Origin of the sequence: Apilactobacillus apisilvae (genome assembly GCF_023380225.1) — a bacterium.
GTDB lineage: Bacteria > Bacillota > Bacilli > Lactobacillales > Lactobacillaceae > Apilactobacillus > Apilactobacillus apisilvae.
On the sequence record NZ_CP093362.1, the window covers coordinates 1,003,065 to 1,022,444 of the forward strand.

Genomic DNA, 19,380 nt, shown 5'->3' on the forward strand with positions numbered 1-19,380 from the left:
CCCCAATCATTAATATCCGCCTTTGGTAATCATTTGATTATAATTCTCCCAATGTCCGTAATAACTAACAAACCATGTTGGCTGTAAAGTTACTAATATATTCGAAGATTTAGAATTGTTCCATTGATAACCTAGCTCAATTGAGCCAATTTTATCAGTATCAAAGCCTCTATCTTTCAAATTTTTAAACACATCTTTAGTAGATGGAAGTTTAATTTCATCCCTACCTGTAGGAACCGGTATTTGTAAACTATTAGTCGAGAAGTTATATCTTAAAGATGTATTATCGACTAATTTCATTTGGATTGCACCATATTTATTTTGATTAAATATTGGAAAACCTTCAACATAGTTACGATATGTTACAGATGATGATTTATTATCATAAGCAAAATATCTAAGGTTACTCAAATTATCTGCAGAATTCATTTTAGCAACATTTTTATAGGCATCAGTCAAAAATTGAGTGAAATTAGTTGAAATTGAATTGGAATGGCTATCAAAGTAAGATGCATCCCCATTATTATTAAAAGTTAATTGCTTGGAAGACTGATTACCATAAACAATCGAATTACGGTGGCGCCTTGTACTAAAGTTTTGTGAGTCAGATAATAAACGGTTAACATAATAACTTTGTTGAATCTTATTAATTAAATAACCATACTGTGGCATCTTAAATGATTGATCAAAACTAATAAAAGGACTATTTTTACGCAAACCAATTGTAATTGGAATTTGACCGACGTTATTTTTAATTGCATTTTTAATACTATCAACATTAGTATCTTTGAAATGATACTTATATATTGAATAATCACTATCTCTCAACAAATAAATATCATTACTATCATCCAAAGGAATTATAATGCGATTAATATCATAATTATCGGAGCTCTTTAAAGAAGTTCCTAAAAACTCACTAAATATTTTTAATGAGATCTTATCTGGATAATTTAACAGAATTGAATCTTTATACTGAAGCATTTTCATATAATTAAGCTTATTATTATGTGAAGTTTGTTCATAAGAAGTATTTTTATAATGCTTAATTTGATTTCCAATTTCAGAAATTAAATTGACCGAGTGATTAGTCAACATATATTGGTTACTATCGCCATCAGTTTGAATCACTTGAGTTGGTGAATAAACATTCGAAATTTGTTTATTATCTATTGCTGGCTGACCGTTAGTAACTTTATTAGACTGTTTAGTCTCATAATGGGCTGGATTAATCCAAATTGAAGATGACAATACTACACTGATAACCACTGCAATCGTTAGTAGTCCAGGTAAAATTAATTTTTTAATTTTCATCCCATAAGTCCTCCTCAATTGGTTCGTATGGTAAAGCGATATAGAAAGTTGATCCTTTATTTTCGGTACTTTCTACCCAAATACGGCCACCCAATGCTTGAATAACTTCTTTAGAAATTGCCAAACCTAACCCAGTTCCACCTTGTGCTCTAGAACGAGCTTTATCAACACGATAGAAACGGTCAAATATATGAGGAATTGAACTACGTGGAATTCCTAAGCCTTGATCTTTAACACTTAAAATTACATTATTATGAGTTTCATATAAAGAACAGATAATTGATCCACCATCAGGAGAATACTTAATTGCATTGTTCATTAAATTATCAATAACTTGGGTGAACCTATCAGTATCAACCTCGACCCATAAATCAATCTTAGTAAATTTGCGAATAATATTGTAGTTTTTTGTATTTTGCTTATCATCATCATTTTTTATAATCATATCAAAGCGGTCTAGGATATAGTTAAATAACTCTTTTATATTAACTAGTTCTTTATTAATTTTTTGTGTGTTGGAATCCATACGAGATAGTGTTAGCAAGTCGTTAATCATTCTAATCATTCGATCAGTTTCATCTTGAGTAACTTTTAAAAATTTAGGCGCAATTAATTCATCTTTCCAAGCACCGTCTTGTAGTGCTTCAATGTATGAATGAACACTAGTTAGTGGAGTTCTTAACTCGTGTGAAACATTAGAAACGAATTGTTTTCGGTCATTATCAATTTTTTGTTGTTCAGTAACATCATGCAAAACACAAACTAATCCGGAAACAAAACCAGATTCTCGTTGAATTAATGAAAAATGAGCATGCAAAATCAAATCGCGTTGATTATCAGAACGATCAATAATAGTTTCATCTGGATTTTCAATAATTTCTCTCAAATTATATTCATCCGCAATACCTAAAACATCCAAAATAGATCTATCAATTGCTTCAGATTCAGTAGTTTCAAGTGAAGCAGCAGCTTCATCATTCATGATAATGACTTTTCCACGACGATCAGTAGCAATAACTCCATCAGTCATGTTTGTTAATACTGAATCTAATCGTTGTCGTTCAGATTCAGTAGACTCCTGAGACTCCTCAACTTTGATTGATAAATTATTAACAGCATTGGCTAACTGTCCCAATTCGTCACGACCATAAACATGAACTTGACCGGAGTAGTCACCTTTTGCAATTTGTAATGTTTGTTGTTTCATTTCATCAATTGGCTTAGTAATTGCTCTAGAAATGACAATCGAAATTAACAATCCTGCTAAAATAGCTACTAAAGCAGCTGCCACATAAATCAAAGTAATTTGATTAATTTCTTTATAAACCGAATCTAAATTAGCATGAACATAAACAACCCCTACTAACTCATTATTACTACTTTTAATTAGAGGTGTAATAACAGTATAGTATCGAGAATTATTGCTAAGGTCACCTTTAATTGCATTATAAGGTTGACGACTAACTAATGCATTTTTAATATCTGGATTAAAGTTTTTTTGGCCAACATGACTTTGATTACCACTCTCGTTAGTTCCACGAACCGTATTCTTAGCATCAACTACTTCAACTTCAGTTGAATTCTTATTATCAATATCTGATAGTAAAGAGCTAATTCCTAAATTGGCTTTACTTGTGTTGGTTTTTGACAGTTCATTAATTAAGGTTGTATTTACATATGTTGGAAGTTGAACTTGTTTTTTGTATGAATCAACATTTTTATTTTCTAATTGATTAACAAATACAGCTCCAACAATTTCTAAAGTTACTAATAAAATTAACGCTAAAACCAGCGCAATCTTAAAATGAATTGATTGGAAATACTTAATTTTATTATTCACTGTAAAATACTCCTTATCGAATAATCAAAAGATTATTCATTTTCTGAATTTCTTAGGTAGTATCCCACTCCACGTCTAGTTATTAACCAGATTGGATGACTAGGACTATCTTCAATTTTTTCTCTTAATCGACGAACAGTGACATCAACAGTTCTTACATCACCAAAGTAATCGTAACCCCATACAGTTTGCAATAAATGTTCACGGGTCATAACTTGACCAATGTGCTGTGCTAAATAGTGTAGTAATTCAAACTCACGGTGAGTTAATTCAATATTTTCACCACTTTTAGTTACAGTATAAGCTTCCGGATGAATAACTAAATCACCAATTTTAATATCTTTATTTTCATCATCTTTAGATTGAGCATTTTCATTGCTAGATTGTCTTCTTAAATTAGCTTTTACTCGCGCTACTAATTCACGGTTAGAAAATGGTTTTGTAACATAATCATCAGCACCCAATTCTAGTCCCAGTACCTTATCCAATTCGGAATCTTTGGCTGTTACCATAATGATAGGCATATCATGATTTTTTCTAACTTCCCTAGCCACTTCAAGACCATCAACTTTAGGTAACATTAAGTCTAAAATGATTAAATCAGGGGCATCATCTTCAACTTTTTGAATAGCTTCTTCACCATCGTAGGCTACAGAAACTTCATAACCTTCTTTTTCCAAATTAAATTTTTCAATATCTGTGATCGGTTTTTCATCGTCTACTACTAATATCTTTGTCATAATAATACTCTCCTTTTACAGGAATAATTTTTTATTTTAAATTTGTAAATTTATATTTTAATTTTCAATATAGCTAAGTATTAATTTAGCTAATATTAATTATAACACGCAACCCAAATTCATTTCTTCCAAGTAGGGTTATTAAACCAATATGTTATAATTTTAAACTTTTTGTAATATTTTTTATGAAAATGCTTGTCAAAATATTTTCTACATGATATTATATTATTTGTTGAGTTGATAACGACTTACATAGATTTGGGCAGTTAGCTCAGTTGGTAGAGCAACGGACTCTTAATCCGTGGGTCCAGGGTTCGAGCCCCTGACTGCCCATAACTGATATAAAAGCTATTGTAATAAGGACATTAAATCCTGTTGTAATAGCTTTTTTCTTTGTTATAAATATAATATAAACACATATAACTAATTTAAATGGTAACCACAAATTTATTAATATATTGTCATGTGGGGCGGGATGACTAAGCTACTCTATTGAGTGGCTTTTTTATTTTGTATAAAAATAGAAAATATTTGTAAAAAGTTGAACATTTTTACAAATAGCTTATTTTTAAAATACCTTTTATTGCTATTATATAGACGTTTAAAGTAATTATAATGATCTAATAACTTAATAAAAGTTCAACTTTTTTCAACCTTTTTAGATAAAAATATGTATATAAGACTCACAAAATACCTTAATTGCAGTATTTCACATTTTTGTGAATAACGTAGCTCTCAAAATCAATAAAGAATAATATAACCAGTCTGCCCTATTTAAGGGTCAACCAAAATTAATCGCTTGCCCTAATTTAGAGAAAGCCCATGATATTAGTTATTTAGGTGCCCTATGTTAGGGCTATCGCATTAAAACAACGTTCAAAGCTCAATGTTTAGCCCTGATTATTGTACAGCTCAAGACTGAGCTCGTTAGGTAATATTGACCTTATCGTTGGTTCATACTATCAAAAGTACTAAAACAGTACTCTAGGTCTTAAATACATGCTATAAAGTACGTTGTTGTCTACTTCTCATTGGTATAGATAAGCGAAACCACTTTTGGTTTGGGCTAACGGACGCAATTTTGCGTCGGGCTATTCATAATTAACTAATTTGTTAAACAAGACAATAGCAATAAACTAAATAACAATGTATTATGGGATTATCCAACATAATTCATATGTTTACGATTCATTGGCTACTGGTTTAATTATCAGTAGCTTTTTTTAGTATCTAACAAGCCAATTTAATTCCGCAGCTAAAATTAAGGGGGTGGAGATTTGGCACCCCGCTAATTATCGACCCCCTGCGTACCTATTTTGGGCACATAGATAAAAATATATGAGGAGTAACTATTCGTTCCTACCTACCGTATTCCACATTTTTGAGGATAACCTGTAAAAGTACGTAGTTATGGGCTTGTTCTATTTTGGAATAATCCAATTAAGGAGTGTCTAAAACGGACACCCCTTTAATAATTACAATGATCCATAGAACTAGGTAGCAAAGTACGACCTAGAATAACGATTCGTTCTCCCAGTTGCCCATTTGGGGAACTTGGTAAGGAGTATGTAACTTAAATACACCCTAATAAAATACAAAGGGGGTCTCCATTTTGGTGACCCCTTAATACAGTCGTAAAACACGACACAATTACATAAAATCAAGCCGTAATTATCCGTAGTAAAAGTTGCATTCATGTATGCACTCATATATTTAATGTATACACAAATAGAAACCTATATAAAGGCAATCATGGTCAATATATTAAACAGTTGCACCTAAAATTCAAACGAGGTTTATCGCTATTTTTATGTATGCAATGAAGTACCAATTTAGTACCCCATTAAAATTACTAAAACGGACAACAACAAATTATCAGAAACCCATTTAGGATTATGACTAAAACTACAAAGGACAAAAATGTCCGCCACGATATAAAATGGGTCTGCTCAATTTTACGCATACCCACATAAACATTAATCTAATAGCATTCTGACCGTTTCTTGATTATCCAATAACGGTGAATTAAACTACTTTGAATTATACAAAAACAGGCTGGCTTAATTTTCAGCTACCCTATGGCAACCAACTGGCAACCAATAGCGATATAAATTCTGATAACGCACTTTTGCGTTTTCTAAATTAATAAACAAAAAGGCATACTCAAAATTGAATACACCCTTTTATATTTATATAAAATTTTAGTTACCTATTTTCTCAACATTATGATACTTTAATATATCACTATCTGAAATACGTTTATTTAGCCCTTTTACATAATTTTTTTGCCATGGGGACCCATTCTTATGTGTAAGATCTATTAATTCCTTGGTACTTTTATTACCATATATCTTTATAATTTTTTCTAATGAAGAAAAAATATCATTGGAATTATCAGAAAACAATAATTTGTCAATTGATTCATTTATATTTGGTAAATCAGAACGAATGCGACAATATCTAGATTTAGGTTCAACTGGTCCATATTGCCATGCATCAAATTTTTGTGGAAATAGACTTTTGTGAGTCATTTCTAAAAAATCAGAATAAACAAAGTATAATAATTTTTCCATTTTTTTAAAGTCTGAAGAAAATCCTATCTTACCTAAAAGATAACTACAAATATCTGATGATGAGATTTTTGTTTCTTTAGATAGAAATTCACCAAATTCATCAATATTCTCAATACATTTTACATTAGAAAAATAAGGATCCATATCAATAACAGAAGACCAACTTGCATAATCTGTAGATAAAACATGCGTACTTATTTCATAATTAGAAAATCTTTCAAATATATCATTATGGTGTTTTTTTAATAACTCGACATTTGAAGATGAAAAATGGTAAGCAAAAGGTTCTTTATTGCGTAATTTAACCAGTTCTATTAAATGAAACATTTAATCCCCACCTTTCTAGAGATAGATTAACATAAATAATTTATTTTTTTTAGTACTTAGTTCTATTTTTTTCATGTTTAGAATGTTCTTTTTTATTATTTTCAACTGAATTTGGATCCCATAATTGTATTTCCCAAGGAAAGTGCTTATTATCATCTTTTAAATAAAAATGAATTGCACAATAACTACTATTAGACTTATTTTTTATATAAGGTCTGTATATGTTACTAAAAATTGTATTTTTTAGTTCTTCTAAAAACTTTATATAGTCATCTAAATTATTATTTAAGTCGTATACTAAAAATCTAACTCCAACAAGATCATTAATTGACTTATTTACTATAACTTTTCCATGTGTTTTAGGATTAGATATATATTGAGAAATTTTTTCATGAAAAGAACCTAAGCTTTTTACTCTTGATCGAATACGTTTTTCAATTAATTGAATCATACAATCATCCAGAGAGTGATTAGACATAAATTTCATATATTCAATAGCTTCTAATAGAAACTTTGTAGAACTAGAAGCTTCAATTAATTCTAGTTTTTTATAATTCATTGAGCTATGAGTACCGCTTTTATAATAAATTGAAGTCAACTCATTATATGTTTCATTAACTAGTTTAATAATTTGTTTTAATTCAGTTTTATTTTGTACTGTAAACATATAATTGCTCCATTAGTATAATAATTTAATTATATCACAGTGAATAAAATAATAAAATAACAGAAAAGCTTAACAAAAACCTGAACATTTCGGCACCTAATTGAATATAAAAAGTCTTATAAGCGCTATTAAATCAGTACATACAAGGCTTTATTTGTATACTTATTTAAATAAAAGTTCAGGTTTTTACAGGTTCTTAATAAAAATAAACTGCTTTTTCAAATGGCACTTCATGATCCAATATATTCAAAACTTATTAATTCTTAATATCAACCTGAGTATATCCGAGCATATCGGAGTAAATTATGCGAGCAAATGCTAGTAAAATTTCAATCATTTGCCATAAAAATATGTTTATAATTGCAATGATTAACCCTAACATTTCCTAACAATTTATAGCCTATAAAGTAGCTATCAGCAATGGAAACGATAGTGGAAAAAGTACCGTGAACAGTACGCTAAAAGTTTCCAATTTGTTCACGCTTTTTGTGTGCACCCATAAATAAAAAAGTATGCACTAAGGTTGCACCTATTATGCACCCTAAAATATGCAACAAATGCAACGCTGTTACGTCCCACAATATGCTTTAATTCGATCATTCATTAATAACAAAAGCTAACACACAAGCCTATTTTAAGCCTTGACATACCTCAACATTTCTCAACAAATTATCCTAGTATTTTATCTTAGTAATTATTAGTCATATACCTTAACAATTCTTAACATTTTACTCTAGCAATTCCTAGCATTTTAGATTCATATAACCTTAGCATTTCTTAGCATTTTAAATATAAAATTGTCCTTATATTTTGTTACATTTTTCTATGTTTCTGTTACATCTATAAGTAACTTTTATAATAAAATCAAGAATGATAACCTAAATATAAGAATTAAATTTATAAGGAGTTATTATGCAAATAAGAAGTATAAGAAAAATAGCAAAATACATATCTATTAGTTACTTAATCATCCCTTTATTATCAATTCTATTTCCTATATTCAAAGCACCATTACTATTTATATTTATTACTGAAAACATAATATTTACTATAATTTACATGTTTAATATTAAAAAAATCAGACAAAACAAAAAGCTATGGAACTGCAACTATTATTTTGAACAAATAAATAAAAGCAGCTTTCTAATTATTTAATTGGGCAACTGATTTCCTGTACTCTACAGGTGATTGGTTGCCTAATTTTGTTAATATTCGTGTATTATTCCAAAATTTGATATAATTATTCACACACCTAATGGTATCTGCTAAACCTTTTGGTTTAGCTTGTGTGTATATCATTTCAGTCTTTAGGCTTGAGTGAAATGATTCAATGATGGCGTTATCAGCTGGCGTTCCTTTACGGGACATACTTCTGATGGCGCCTTTTTTGCGTGCTAGTTCAAAGAATTCACGTGAGGTATAAGTTGATCCTTGATCACTATGAATAATAGCTCCATCTAAATAACCTAATTGATTTAATGTATCTAATGTCAATTTGGTATTTGGATGATTAGAAATTTTATGAGCAATAATTTCTGAATTAAAGCTATCCATAATTGTAGAAAGATACAACATTCTATTTCCGCAAGGAATATAGGTGATATCAGTTGTTAATTTACGCTTAAGAAAATTAATTGCCCAATCACGATTGATTATATTTTCGAATTGTTTAAATGGATTGCCAGGTCGATGAGATCTTTTACGTTTAATACGACAACTCCAACCATACTTAGCCATAATTCTTTGAACCTTACTAACACTACATTTTAATTTTTTATTAACTAAAGCATGAATTTTACGATAACCATATAAAAACTTCGTTTTTATACATATTTGTTGAATCTCCTGTTCAATCTGACTTAAAGTAAAATTATCTGCATGTGTTTTATGATAGTAATAAGTACTTCTAGATATATTGAGATACTGACAAATTCTAACTAAAGGTATTTTGGATGTGAAAGTATCGATTAATTTAATAGTAGCTTGATTTACCACAGCCCTTCCATGATTAAATATTTTTTTATAACTTCAAGTTCTTCCTTCATTTGTTTAATTTCCATATCTTTTCTGACGTCACTAGGTAGTTCTAAATTGCCTTTATTATATTTATATTGTTTGCCAGGCTTTTGATTCAAACGATAATAATCACCATTTCTTACATATTTCCGCCATGTATAAATTAAGCCGTCACTCTTTAAACCAAGTATTTTACAAATCTTTCTACCAGGAATACCTTCATTAAGAAGCCGAACGGCTTCTAGTTTAGTTTCATATGAATATTTATTATTAGTCATACAAAAAACACCTCCGAATTATATTATTTTACCAAATTAAAATAATACTTTTATCGAAAGTGCTTTTATTTATCTGTTCAATATTATAACTTCAGTTCCTATTTTTTCGATAAACAAAATAAAAAAAATATGGAATTAGAGAATAAAGAGCATAAAGACAATATAAATGCTGGCTTTGCACAGAGCTTTTACATTTACCAATATGATGATTTAAAAAAGATAAGCAAAGATTTAATATACACACGTAAGGATATATATAATATAAAAGAAAAATTGATTAATCTAGAAAGAACTTTAAATCCAATAATAATGCATATTATTAATACAGAATCAAAAACTACTGAAAGAGAAAAATTAATAGCCAGGCATAATCAATATGACGAACAAAGTAACACTATAAAGATTCAAATGAAAGAATTAGAAAATATAACAATAAAATCTATGGATACATTTTCAACAATAAAAGATACACTAGAAGTATCAGATATAGATTATAAAAATCTATTAATTTCATTTATAAATGGTTTAATAGAAGATAATAAACGTCTAAAAATGTCATTTTACAAAAGTTATAAAATTCTAGAACAGCAAGACAAAGAAATTATAAATAATAATCTAGATAGAAATTTCGAAAGTATAGAAGTAGATTTAAAAGACATAGATTGGTATTATTCAAAGTGTATAGATAAAATAAATGAAATTAAATCAGAGATTAAAAATAGTCATATAAAATCAAGTAAGTAATTAATCTAATTAAGTAGCGTTTATAAAGAATTTAGTACTTTTAATAGATATACTACTAAAATATAAATAAAAGGTAAGATATATTACATGTCAATTATAATAAATATAATAATAACAATAATAACACTATGTATTAGTCAATATTCAACATTTTACATAATGACAAAACGGGTAGAAAAGGACAGACAAGAAAAAATTAGAGAAGATAGGATTGAGAATATTAACGATATTTGTTTTAACTTATCATTAGCAAAACAAGAAATGTTTCAATTAAAAAATAAATTATTAAATTTAGATAGAAATATTTATTTCTATAATAAAAAATTAAATAAAAATATTGATGAGATGTTATCTATTTCAAAAAAATTACCAAAAATAATTTCAGATATTAATGAAATTAGCAATGATACAATAAAACCAATAAATCATATTCAGTTTGCATATGATAAATTAAAATATACACATATAGATCTTCCATTTGTAATAAATGACAATATAAGATCATGTATTTTCGAATTATATGAAATAAATGATATTAATCATGTAATAGATAAAAGTTTATATTCAATAATATATAATTATGAAAATAATCAATTCTTTAATACTTCTTACATATCCAACATTTCATATATAGAAAAACAGTGTGATGAAATAATTAGTTTTATAAGTAAAAATAATTAATCTTATAACAAAATTAATGTTAAACATTTAATTTATAAACTAAAAAATAACTAAAATAAAAAGGTATGATTCAAATAATTATAGAAGTAATTTTTCACATCAAATCATATGATTAAAAGGCATTTTCCACTGCCCTTCATAAATTAAATACGAAAAAGATAAAAGTATTATTTTTTATTTTGTAGCACTTTTTTATTTTTCTGCTACACGTCGACAATATAAGTACTAGCATAGATCAAATTATATTGTAGCAGGTCATAATCATTAAGTACTACAGATGTAAAGATTGATATAACAACAACCAATAACATTTTGTAGTAGATGTAGCAGGTATTTTTAACTTCTTCTATATATTACATACTCATATTATAATCAAAATGTTTCTACACGTTAGATGTTAATTTTATGTACTACAAGTACTACATTATTAAGCTAAGTGCTTATATAACAATATATAATGGATGTAGCAGATAATAATTAAGCCTGCTACGTTAATAGCAATTATGATTGATATAACAATAATTATAAAGATTGTAGTACTTTTTACATTTCTGCTACAAAATGACATTGAAAAAAATAAATATTAAATTAAAATATAATTAGGAGATGGTTATATATGAAAAAATATTATAGATTGTTATTATTAAGTTTAAGTTTTATTACGTTGCTTTTTACATTCCAGAGTTTCAATGCACATGCATCTCATTTAAAATATCTTAATAAATTTCCTAATGAAATAAAGGGAACATGGTATACATATACTAATGATAGTGGGTTAAGTAAACATAAAAAAATAGAAAAAATGGTTGTTAATAAGAAAACATTCAATTTTCATCCTTATCGTAAACATGATGTTATAGAAGGAGCAAATTTAACAAAAAAACAAGAAAATGAACTTAATAAAACTTCTAGATGGTCATACGCAATGGAATTTAACTATAAGGGGCATAAATGGTTTAATTTCATGGGATGGCAACAAGGAGCAGGTGATGGTTCATTCTTCAACATCCATAATTTTGACGGGCACAAGGTATTAATGAGCGCTGGTGGAGCAGGAATCAGTGTTGATGGTCAATATTATAAGAGCAAAACTTTGGCTAAAAAATTTAGTAATAAAAGATTTAAAGGATTCAATTACTATGATAATTATTAATTAAACAACTTTAATATAAACAAGGATAAAACCTTTGTTTCGCAAAAGTAAAGGCAGTAGAAAATCGCTACTGCCTTTATTTGCTCAAGTAATTATAAGATCAATGTTTATAATACATCATTCCAAAATTTCACCATGTATTCTATTAAATTTTCCTAGATAAGTCCATTTATGAAAAGCTGGTTCATATTTATTACCCTTTATCCAGATTTTCAATAAGTTTTTACCAACATACTTAATAGAATAAATTGATCTGTTTGGTGCATCCTTAGTAAATTTAGTTGAACCTTTTACAAGATATTTATTATGAGATAATACTTGATATATAGGTTCAGTAGCAACTCCTCTAGCATCGTTAGTAACCTGACGATAATTATACTTAGACATGAAGCCCATAGGACCCTTGGAAGAATATTTATGTTGTAATCTTGCAAGCACGGTATATCCAAGATAACTTTTATTTATTAATACAACAAATTTAACAGGAACTTTTTGGACTTTAGAATATGTATTTTTTCTTTCATAGCCACTTCTCCAATTACCTTTAATAGTACTAGGTATTCCTTTATTCCATGTTGATGCACTGGCATTTAAAGATGATATCGAAAAAACAAATATAAAAGATAATAACGCAACTAAGTATACTGATACTTTCTTAAAATTCACTACAAAGACTTCTTTCTTTTGATATAAGTACATAATAATACTAATACTCTCTATACACAAAAAGCACTCAAAATGAGTACTTAAATCGACACCTGTAAACAAATTTACTGCAAGAAGTTGATGAGTATTCTCAATACAATAACAAGTGTTATCAATATATAAAGCCTGTCTTGTCCTAGCAAGACTGAAGTGAACCCCTAAAGTGAAACAACACTTTAGGGGTTTTTGTATGACAAAATTTAGTTTTGAGTTAAAGAAAAAAATAGTTAAAGAATATTTTTCAGCAGGAATTGGTTCTACTAGTCTTGCTAAAAAATATAATATTAAAAGCAGAACAACTATTTTAAATTGGATTCATATGTATAATGCCTTCGGCATTAAAGGATTAATTGTCAGGCACCCAATCAAAGTATATTCTGGATATTATAAACGAAAAGTGCTGCATTGGATGCACACTAACCACAGTTCGTATCCAGAAACAGCACTTTTCTTCAACATATCAGCCCCAAGTACCATCTTTGCTTGGGAGCGAAGATTGGAGACTAAAGGCCTAACTGGATTATACACTAATCGTGGCCCTAAAAAAATGAAATCAAATAAAACTAAAATTAAATCACCTAACAAGTCATTAAGAGAAAAAGTTAATTATTATCTAATCAATTATCGTTATGAACAAATAAAACAAGAATGTGGATCTACTATGGATCACATAAAGAAATTGATTACTTTCTTTAAAAGATTTTCTATATCATTCATTTTAAAAAGTATCGGTATAAGTAGAAGTTATTATTATCGACATTTCAAAGAAGATGATAAAGATGATAACTTAAAAAAGATGATCACTAAAATAAAGCATTTTAATCCTAATTATGGGTATCGCCGTTTAACCTTAGCTTTAAGAAATAACAACGTAGTTGTTAATCATAAAAAAGTATTAAGGATAATGAAAACATTAAATTTAACGACCAATCAATATAACAAAAAAAGAAGAAAATATAATTCTTATATTGGACAAGTTGGACATATAGCCAAAAATAGGATTCATAGAAAATTTAAAACTGATCGTCCTTATCAAAAATTAACAACTGACGTCAGTGAATTTAGATATGGTAATCAAGATATAAATCACAGGGTTTATTTATCACCAATTATGGATCTATTTTCTGATGAAATATTAAATTTTTCCATTAGCGAACATCCAAATGTCGACTTTACTATTAAGCCAATGAAAGAATTGATTAAAAAATTACCAAAATTAAGCTATAGAACCACCGTCCATAGTGATCAAGGCTTTCAGTATCAAAATAATAAATGGCAAAAATTATTAAAGAATAATCACATCTTTCAATCCATGTCCCGTAAAGGGACATGTCTAGATAATGCACAAATGGAATCATTCTTTCATATCATGAAAATAGAAATTATGAGTAATCATTATGAAACAAAGTCTTCATTAATTAAAGCGATGAAAAAATGGATTAAATATTATAATAATTATAGAATTAAAACAAAACTAGGAGGTAAAGCTCCGAAAGAATATCGGAAACTTTACCTCCTAGAAAATAAATAGTTGTTTCGATTTAAGGGTTCACATCAAGACAGGCTTTTTTATTTTTTCAAAACTTCCGAGTCTTTATATTAGACTTATTTTTACATCGTAGTATATTAAATCGTGCAAGATATTTTGTATATAAAAACAACGTTGTCCTTGCATTTTAAGTTGCTATCACAACAGATATGAAAATTATATATCTAGTCATACATAGTCTTTGTATTTCAGCATATCTAATTCCCTCATTTTCTCAGCATTCAAGGAAGAAGGATTTTTATGTTTAAACACACTCGTAAATTACAATACAATGCTAAACCAGATCGTCCAGATCCAGTCATGGGTCGCCGTTTACAAGAATCACTAGGTGGCCAATGGGGTGAAGTAACAGGAATGATGTCATACTTATCACAAGGTTGGTCATCAACTGGTGATGAAAAATATAAAGATCTACTATTAGATACAGGAACTGAAGAAATCGCTCACGTTGAAATGATTTCTACTATGATTGCTTATCTTTTAGAAGATGCTCCATTAAATCCTAGCGATGAAGAGCTAAAGAAAGACCCTTCATTAGCTGCAAAATACACTGGTATGGATCCAGAACATTCAATCGTTCATGGAATGACTGCTAGTCTTAATAATCCTAATGGTGGAGCATGGAATGCTGGCTACACAACATCAAGCGGTAACTTAGTAGCTGATATGCGCTTTAATGTTGTACGTGAATCAGAAGCTCGTTTACAAGTAAGTCGCTTATACTACATGACTGAAGATGAAGGAGTTCGTGACATGTTGAAGTTCCTACTAGCTCGTGAAACTCAACATCAACTACAATTCATGAAGGCTCAAGAAGAATTAGAAGAAAAATATGGTGTAATTGTTCCTGGTGATATGAAGGACATTGAACACGATGAATTTGCACATGTTCTAATGAACTTCTCAGATGGTGAAGGTTCACGTGCATTTGAAGGTCAAGTAGCTAAAGATGGTGAAAAGTTCACTTACCAAGAAAATCCAGAAGCAATGGGTGGTATTCCAAAAACTAAGCCTGCTGACAAACGCCTTCATAACGACCAAGGTTAAACACAAACAATAATAAGCAAATCCAATATATTTTTAATAACAAAAACTCCTCAATAGATTTTAGCCTATTGGGGAGTTTTTTTACGCTTTCACTGGAATATTAATCGTAGTTTGATCTAAAATATGATCTTTCATTGCATATATCATTTCATTATACCAAAAGCCATCACTCAAAGATAAATTATCATCTAGTGCATAAATGGTTAAAGTATAGTTATGAACGCCAGATGGTGGTGCTGGACCAACATAACCACGACTCATTGGATCTTCCTTCAATCCTAGGTATTTACCAGCTAAAGAATTATTACCACGGGTCCATTTAAAAGGATTTTCTTTAGCCGCATTAGCCGGAATAACATTATTTTTAGGATCAATATTGGCAACTAACCAGTGAATCCATTCAAATCCAGCTACCGGTACAGAATCCAAATCCGTCAGTGATAATGATAAAGATTTAGTCCCTTCTGGAATGTCAGAAATATCAATTGGAAATGAGACGTATGGAAAGCCATTTTCTTTATATTCATTACTTGTATGTTTGTCGTATTTATTTTCTAAATATCCATCAATTATTGGTACATTAATTTTCAATTCAATTCATCCCTTCCGCAACTTAGAATATTTTAAAATAATCAAATAAGATGGTCAATTACATTGATTAACAAATAAAAAGTTCTCTATATGATATAGAGAACTTTAAATATTAATCCACTAAATTCATTGTCACTAATTTGTAGTTGAATTTTTCATTAGTTTTACTACTATTCTTAACCTTGTCAGAATTCTTTTGTTGATATGAGTTATATTTAACATTTGCATTCACAGTCTGGATTCTTGTGATTACCATTTTTTTGCCTGAGTTTAATAAATATTCTTTTTCATTCTTACTCTTAGAAATAGAGTTGATGTATGCTCCATGGTATCCAGCTGGAACATTTAATTTAATAAGGATGTTATTATTTGCATTCTTTTCACTACTGTTTAAAAACTTCACAGCTGCACTTTGATCAACACTAGTTGATTGAAATGCTGCATCAGAATAAACCGATCCAACTTGATTTTTTTGACCGTTTAATCCTTTAGAATAACCAACACCGTTTAAGCCACGGTAGACAGTCATTGGTTTTTTCAAATTAAACTTCTTTAAAGCAGCTTGAATATTTTTCACTTCAGCTTTGGTCTTGGTAATTTTTTTAGATTTTCCTGTACGTAGATAAGTATTATCGTTGTTATATCCAGAAAGACTGTAGTCACCAACAGCTTTATATTGGGTCTTACTTAATCCTTTTGACCACTTAGCTCCTTCAGCATATAAATTATCATAATCTTTCTTACTATAATAATAGCTCTTATTTGGATAAGAAACACTATTAATATTATTAACTTCTAAAGTTGCAGAATTACCAGGAATAGTTACTAATCTGTTATTGCCATCTTTAATCGTCATAACAGTTCCCTTTTTAATCGTAACTTGATTGGAACTATTCTGTTCATTAACAGTTAAATCTTGGTTAGCTACTCTTTGAGTAACCGGCGCATCAGAAGTATTAAAATTTGATTCCTTATTAGTCACAGTAGATACATAATTTGTATTATTTTTTTGTTTGGCATTAGCAACTTGTCCAGATGTAATTGTAAAACCAATTGCTAAAGTCGACAAAAGTGTAATTAAACTTGCACGTTTCATAATTTTCCCCCATTAGTAAATACATATTAAATAGATTATATCTTTTATAATCAAAAATTAAACTATTTTGCTCAAAAATAAATAAAGCATTGAGATAATTCAAATCCCAATGCTTTATTTTTTATAGATTTTTATTATTGATTCTGTATTCCAAATATTCATCGAACTCTGGACGGTCTTCCAATTTATCAAAGTTCTTGTAAATGAACTTATCCATAGCATGGCCCATACCTTCTAATTCTGGAGCAGAAAAACTTTCATCTAGTTCATCTTGAATTTCTTGTAAATGTTCGTTGTAGCCATCTAAAAATTCTTTAAGTAAACTAATTTTGTCTTCTGATGCATTTTGTTCAGTTAAATCATCGATTTTAACTTTAATTAATTTTTGTAACTTGTAATAATGATTAAAACGTTTTGCATAAGTTTGTAGCTCTCTTAAGTTAGCAACAAAAGTATAACGTTCATCGAATTGACCATCTAAGGCAATTCTTGAAAAACGATTGATCATTCTTACCATTGGATCATATTTAGGATCTAATTTGCTGAAAGTAATTTGTCTTTCTGGTAATTCAATTACCGGTAATTTACGTTGTTCATCTGGCATAATTAAAAATCTTCCTTTCAATTATATATTGTTTAATATATTTGATAGTTCTGTTACTAACATTAATTCATAGTTATCTATTAGTCAATTAAAAGATTATCACATTAAGTAAATCAACCTAACTTATTATCTTAGACGACTTAAACATTCTCAATAATGATGGTAATAGTATCATGAAATAAACAAGTAGGATTAAACCACTAATAACAAAAATCATCGAAGTATTAGACACTATCTTAAACATTATAGAGAAAAATAAAGCACCAAGCGGCATCGTAGACATGTTCAAAGCTATAATCAAAGACATTACTCGCCCTAAAAAGTCATTTTCAACGTTTTTTTGAATAAGAACTTGAGTTGTAATATTAAGAATAGCAAGTAAAAACATCAAGGCAATCATAATAACACCTACAAAAATAGAAACAGTTATTGGTGTATGGAAAAATGCAATCCCACTAATACTAATTAACATAAAGATTCCCAATAATGTCGGTAAAATAAATTTAATCATATAGCCAGCTTTTTTAGGCATAATGCTCATAGTTAATCCGCCGAGTAACATACCAACAGAAGCTGCTGATTCATAAACACTAACTGGTCCATTTCCTAAGTGCATTTGAATTTTAGTAATGTATGGAACCCCGATGGTTATCGATGTAAAACAAAAGTTAAAAACAGCACCAATCATAATAATATATCTAACAAATTTAAATCCTTTAATGTAGTTAAAGCCTTCTTTAAATTTATCGAGCGATGACTGCTTAGAATTTTCACTTGATACTTGCTTAATTTTATAAAATTTCATTGAAGAGGTAATTAATAATGAAAAAATGCTAGAAATGATCTCAATTAAAATAAATAAATCAAAACCAATTATTGAATATAAAGCTACTCCTAACATCGGAGCAAAGATTGATGAAATTGAACTAGCAATCTGCGTTAAAGAACTTAATTTTTCAATTTTTTCATCATTAACCAACTCATGAACTGAAGCATCATATGCAGTACTACTAAAATTAGTTGAAACGGAATTAATAGATAAAAAAATTATAACTGGAATAAGCTTACCGTTACCGTTAAACATGTTAATGGTAAAATAGAATATAGTCATTGTGATGATTCTAATCATCATACTAGTCAAAATGATATTTTTGTGTCGATATGTATCTACAATATTTCCGATTGGGACCAAAAACAATAAACTCATAATGGGACCAATAATCATTCCAAGACCAGAACTAATTGGTGATTTAGTTTCAGATAATAGCATTAAACCCATTGCAAAAGAAAGCATCCCACCACTAAAAGATCCAATTATATTACTAGCAAAATCTTTTACAATTTGTAAATTAGAAGCATGATTAGAAATATTTATCTTTGTTTTGGCGATAGTTCCACCATTAGAGTCCATAACATTGAACACCCTCTAGCTTTTATTAGTTAATGAAAAGTATA

At 28.7% G+C, this 19,380-nt stretch carries 17 protein-coding genes and 1 tRNA gene; 6 read left to right on the forward strand and 12 right to left on the reverse strand.

The window, feature by feature from the left end; translation table 11 throughout:
- Window positions 1-9 precede the first annotated feature (9 nt).
- The 3 genes from yycH to yycF are packed head-to-tail and all read right to left on the reverse strand — an operon-like array spanning window position 10 to window position 3,894.
- Complete coding sequence (gene yycH, locus MOO46_RS05130) at window positions 10-1,314, reverse strand: two-component system activity regulator YycH (protein ID WP_249510620.1); 1,305 nt, start codon at window positions 1,312-1,314, stop codon at window positions 10-12.
- Window positions 1,304-3,154 carry a cell wall metabolism sensor histidine kinase WalK gene (gene walK / locus MOO46_RS05135; protein ID WP_249510621.1) on the reverse strand — a complete coding sequence of 617 codons (1,851 nt, stop codon included), beginning with the start codon at window positions 3,152-3,154 and terminating at the stop codon, window positions 1,304-1,306. Before walK ends, yycH begins: the two co-directional genes overlap by 11 nt.
- A 32-nt stretch (window positions 3,155-3,186) precedes the next feature.
- Window positions 3,187-3,894, reverse strand: coding sequence for a response regulator YycF (yycF, locus tag MOO46_RS05140; protein ID WP_317619364.1), 708 nt, complete (start codon window positions 3,892-3,894; stop codon window positions 3,187-3,189).
- 260 nt (window positions 3,895-4,154) lie between these two features.
- On the opposite strand from yycF, the gene MOO46_RS05145 reads away from it, so the two are divergent.
- Window positions 4,155-4,227, forward strand: a tRNA-Lys gene (locus MOO46_RS05145).
- A 1,868-nt stretch (window positions 4,228-6,095) separates the two neighbouring features.
- Here MOO46_RS05145 and MOO46_RS05150 read toward each other — a convergent pair.
- The 4 genes from MOO46_RS05150 to MOO46_RS05165 all read right to left on the reverse strand — a co-directional run bounded on the left by MOO46_RS05150 (window position 6,096) and on the right by MOO46_RS05165 (window position 9,755).
- Window positions 6,096-6,794 (reverse strand): Panacea domain-containing protein, encoded by a 699-nt coding sequence (locus tag MOO46_RS05150; protein WP_249510622.1) that lies wholly within the window; start codon window positions 6,792-6,794, stop codon window positions 6,096-6,098.
- A gap of 49 nt (window positions 6,795-6,843) precedes the next feature.
- Complete coding sequence (locus MOO46_RS05155) at window positions 6,844-7,461, reverse strand: nucleotidyltransferase family protein (protein WP_249510623.1); 618 nt, start codon at window positions 7,459-7,461, stop codon at window positions 6,844-6,846.
- A 1,143-nt stretch (window positions 7,462-8,604) separates the two neighbouring features.
- Window positions 8,605-9,456 (reverse strand): IS3 family transposase, encoded by an 852-nt coding sequence (locus MOO46_RS05160; protein WP_249510624.1) that lies wholly within the window; start codon window positions 9,454-9,456, stop codon window positions 8,605-8,607.
- Window positions 9,450-9,755: a transposase gene (locus MOO46_RS05165; protein ID WP_249510625.1), complete on the reverse strand. Its 306-nt coding sequence runs from the start codon at window positions 9,753-9,755 to the stop codon at window positions 9,450-9,452. Before MOO46_RS05165 ends, MOO46_RS05160 begins: the two co-directional genes overlap by 7 nt.
- Before the next feature lie 129 nt (window positions 9,756-9,884).
- Between MOO46_RS05165 and MOO46_RS05170 the strand changes: the two genes are divergently transcribed.
- From MOO46_RS05170 to MOO46_RS05180, 3 genes are all read left to right on the forward strand, one after another.
- Window positions 9,885-10,499 carry a hypothetical protein gene (locus MOO46_RS05170; protein WP_249510626.1) on the forward strand — a complete coding sequence of 205 codons (615 nt, stop codon included), beginning with the start codon at window positions 9,885-9,887 and terminating at the stop codon, window positions 10,497-10,499.
- An 87-nt stretch (window positions 10,500-10,586) separates the two neighbouring features.
- Window positions 10,587-11,180: a hypothetical protein gene (locus MOO46_RS05175; protein WP_249510627.1), complete on the forward strand. Its 594-nt coding sequence runs from the start codon at window positions 10,587-10,589 to the stop codon at window positions 11,178-11,180.
- A 616-nt stretch (window positions 11,181-11,796) separates the two neighbouring features.
- Entirely contained in the window at window positions 11,797-12,333 is a 537-nt protein-coding gene (locus MOO46_RS05180) for a hypothetical protein (RefSeq protein WP_249510628.1), read from the forward strand.
- Between the two features lie 117 nt (window positions 12,334-12,450).
- Here MOO46_RS05180 and MOO46_RS05185 read toward each other — a convergent pair whose 3' ends face one another.
- A complete protein-coding gene (locus tag MOO46_RS05185; protein WP_249510629.1) occupies window positions 12,451-12,999 on the reverse strand; it encodes a hypothetical protein in 549 nt (182 codons plus the stop codon).
- Between the two features lie 229 nt (window positions 13,000-13,228).
- On the opposite strand from MOO46_RS05185, the gene MOO46_RS05190 reads away from it, so the two are divergent.
- The gene (locus MOO46_RS05190) at window positions 13,229-14,569 is read left to right on the forward strand and encodes an IS3 family transposase (protein ID WP_249510559.1); all 1,341 of its coding nucleotides are present in this window, start codon (window positions 13,229-13,231) and stop codon (window positions 14,567-14,569) included.
- Between the two features lie 258 nt (window positions 14,570-14,827).
- Entirely contained in the window at window positions 14,828-15,634 is an 807-nt protein-coding gene (locus MOO46_RS05195; protein ID WP_249510630.1) for a manganese catalase family protein, read from the forward strand.
- A gap of 81 nt (window positions 15,635-15,715) precedes the next feature.
- On the opposite strand, the gene MOO46_RS05200 is transcribed toward MOO46_RS05195, so the two are convergent.
- The 4 genes from MOO46_RS05200 to MOO46_RS05215 form a co-directional block, all read right to left on the reverse strand.
- On the reverse strand, window positions 15,716-16,225 hold the full coding sequence (locus MOO46_RS05200; protein ID WP_249510631.1) for a YbhB/YbcL family Raf kinase inhibitor-like protein: 510 nt from the start codon (window positions 16,223-16,225) through the stop codon (window positions 15,716-15,718).
- A gap of 112 nt (window positions 16,226-16,337) precedes the next feature.
- Complete coding sequence (locus tag MOO46_RS05205; RefSeq protein ID WP_249510632.1) at window positions 16,338-17,321, reverse strand: ADP-ribosyltransferase; 984 nt, start codon at window positions 17,319-17,321, stop codon at window positions 16,338-16,340.
- Between the two features lie 121 nt (window positions 17,322-17,442).
- Complete coding sequence (locus MOO46_RS05210) at window positions 17,443-17,925, reverse strand: hypothetical protein (RefSeq protein ID WP_249510633.1); 483 nt, start codon at window positions 17,923-17,925, stop codon at window positions 17,443-17,445.
- A 118-nt stretch (window positions 17,926-18,043) separates the two neighbouring features.
- Window positions 18,044-19,336, reverse strand: a complete 1,293-nt coding sequence (locus MOO46_RS05215) for an MFS transporter (RefSeq protein ID WP_249510634.1) — start codon at window positions 19,334-19,336, stop codon at window positions 18,044-18,046.
- Window positions 19,337-19,380 lie beyond the last annotated feature (44 nt).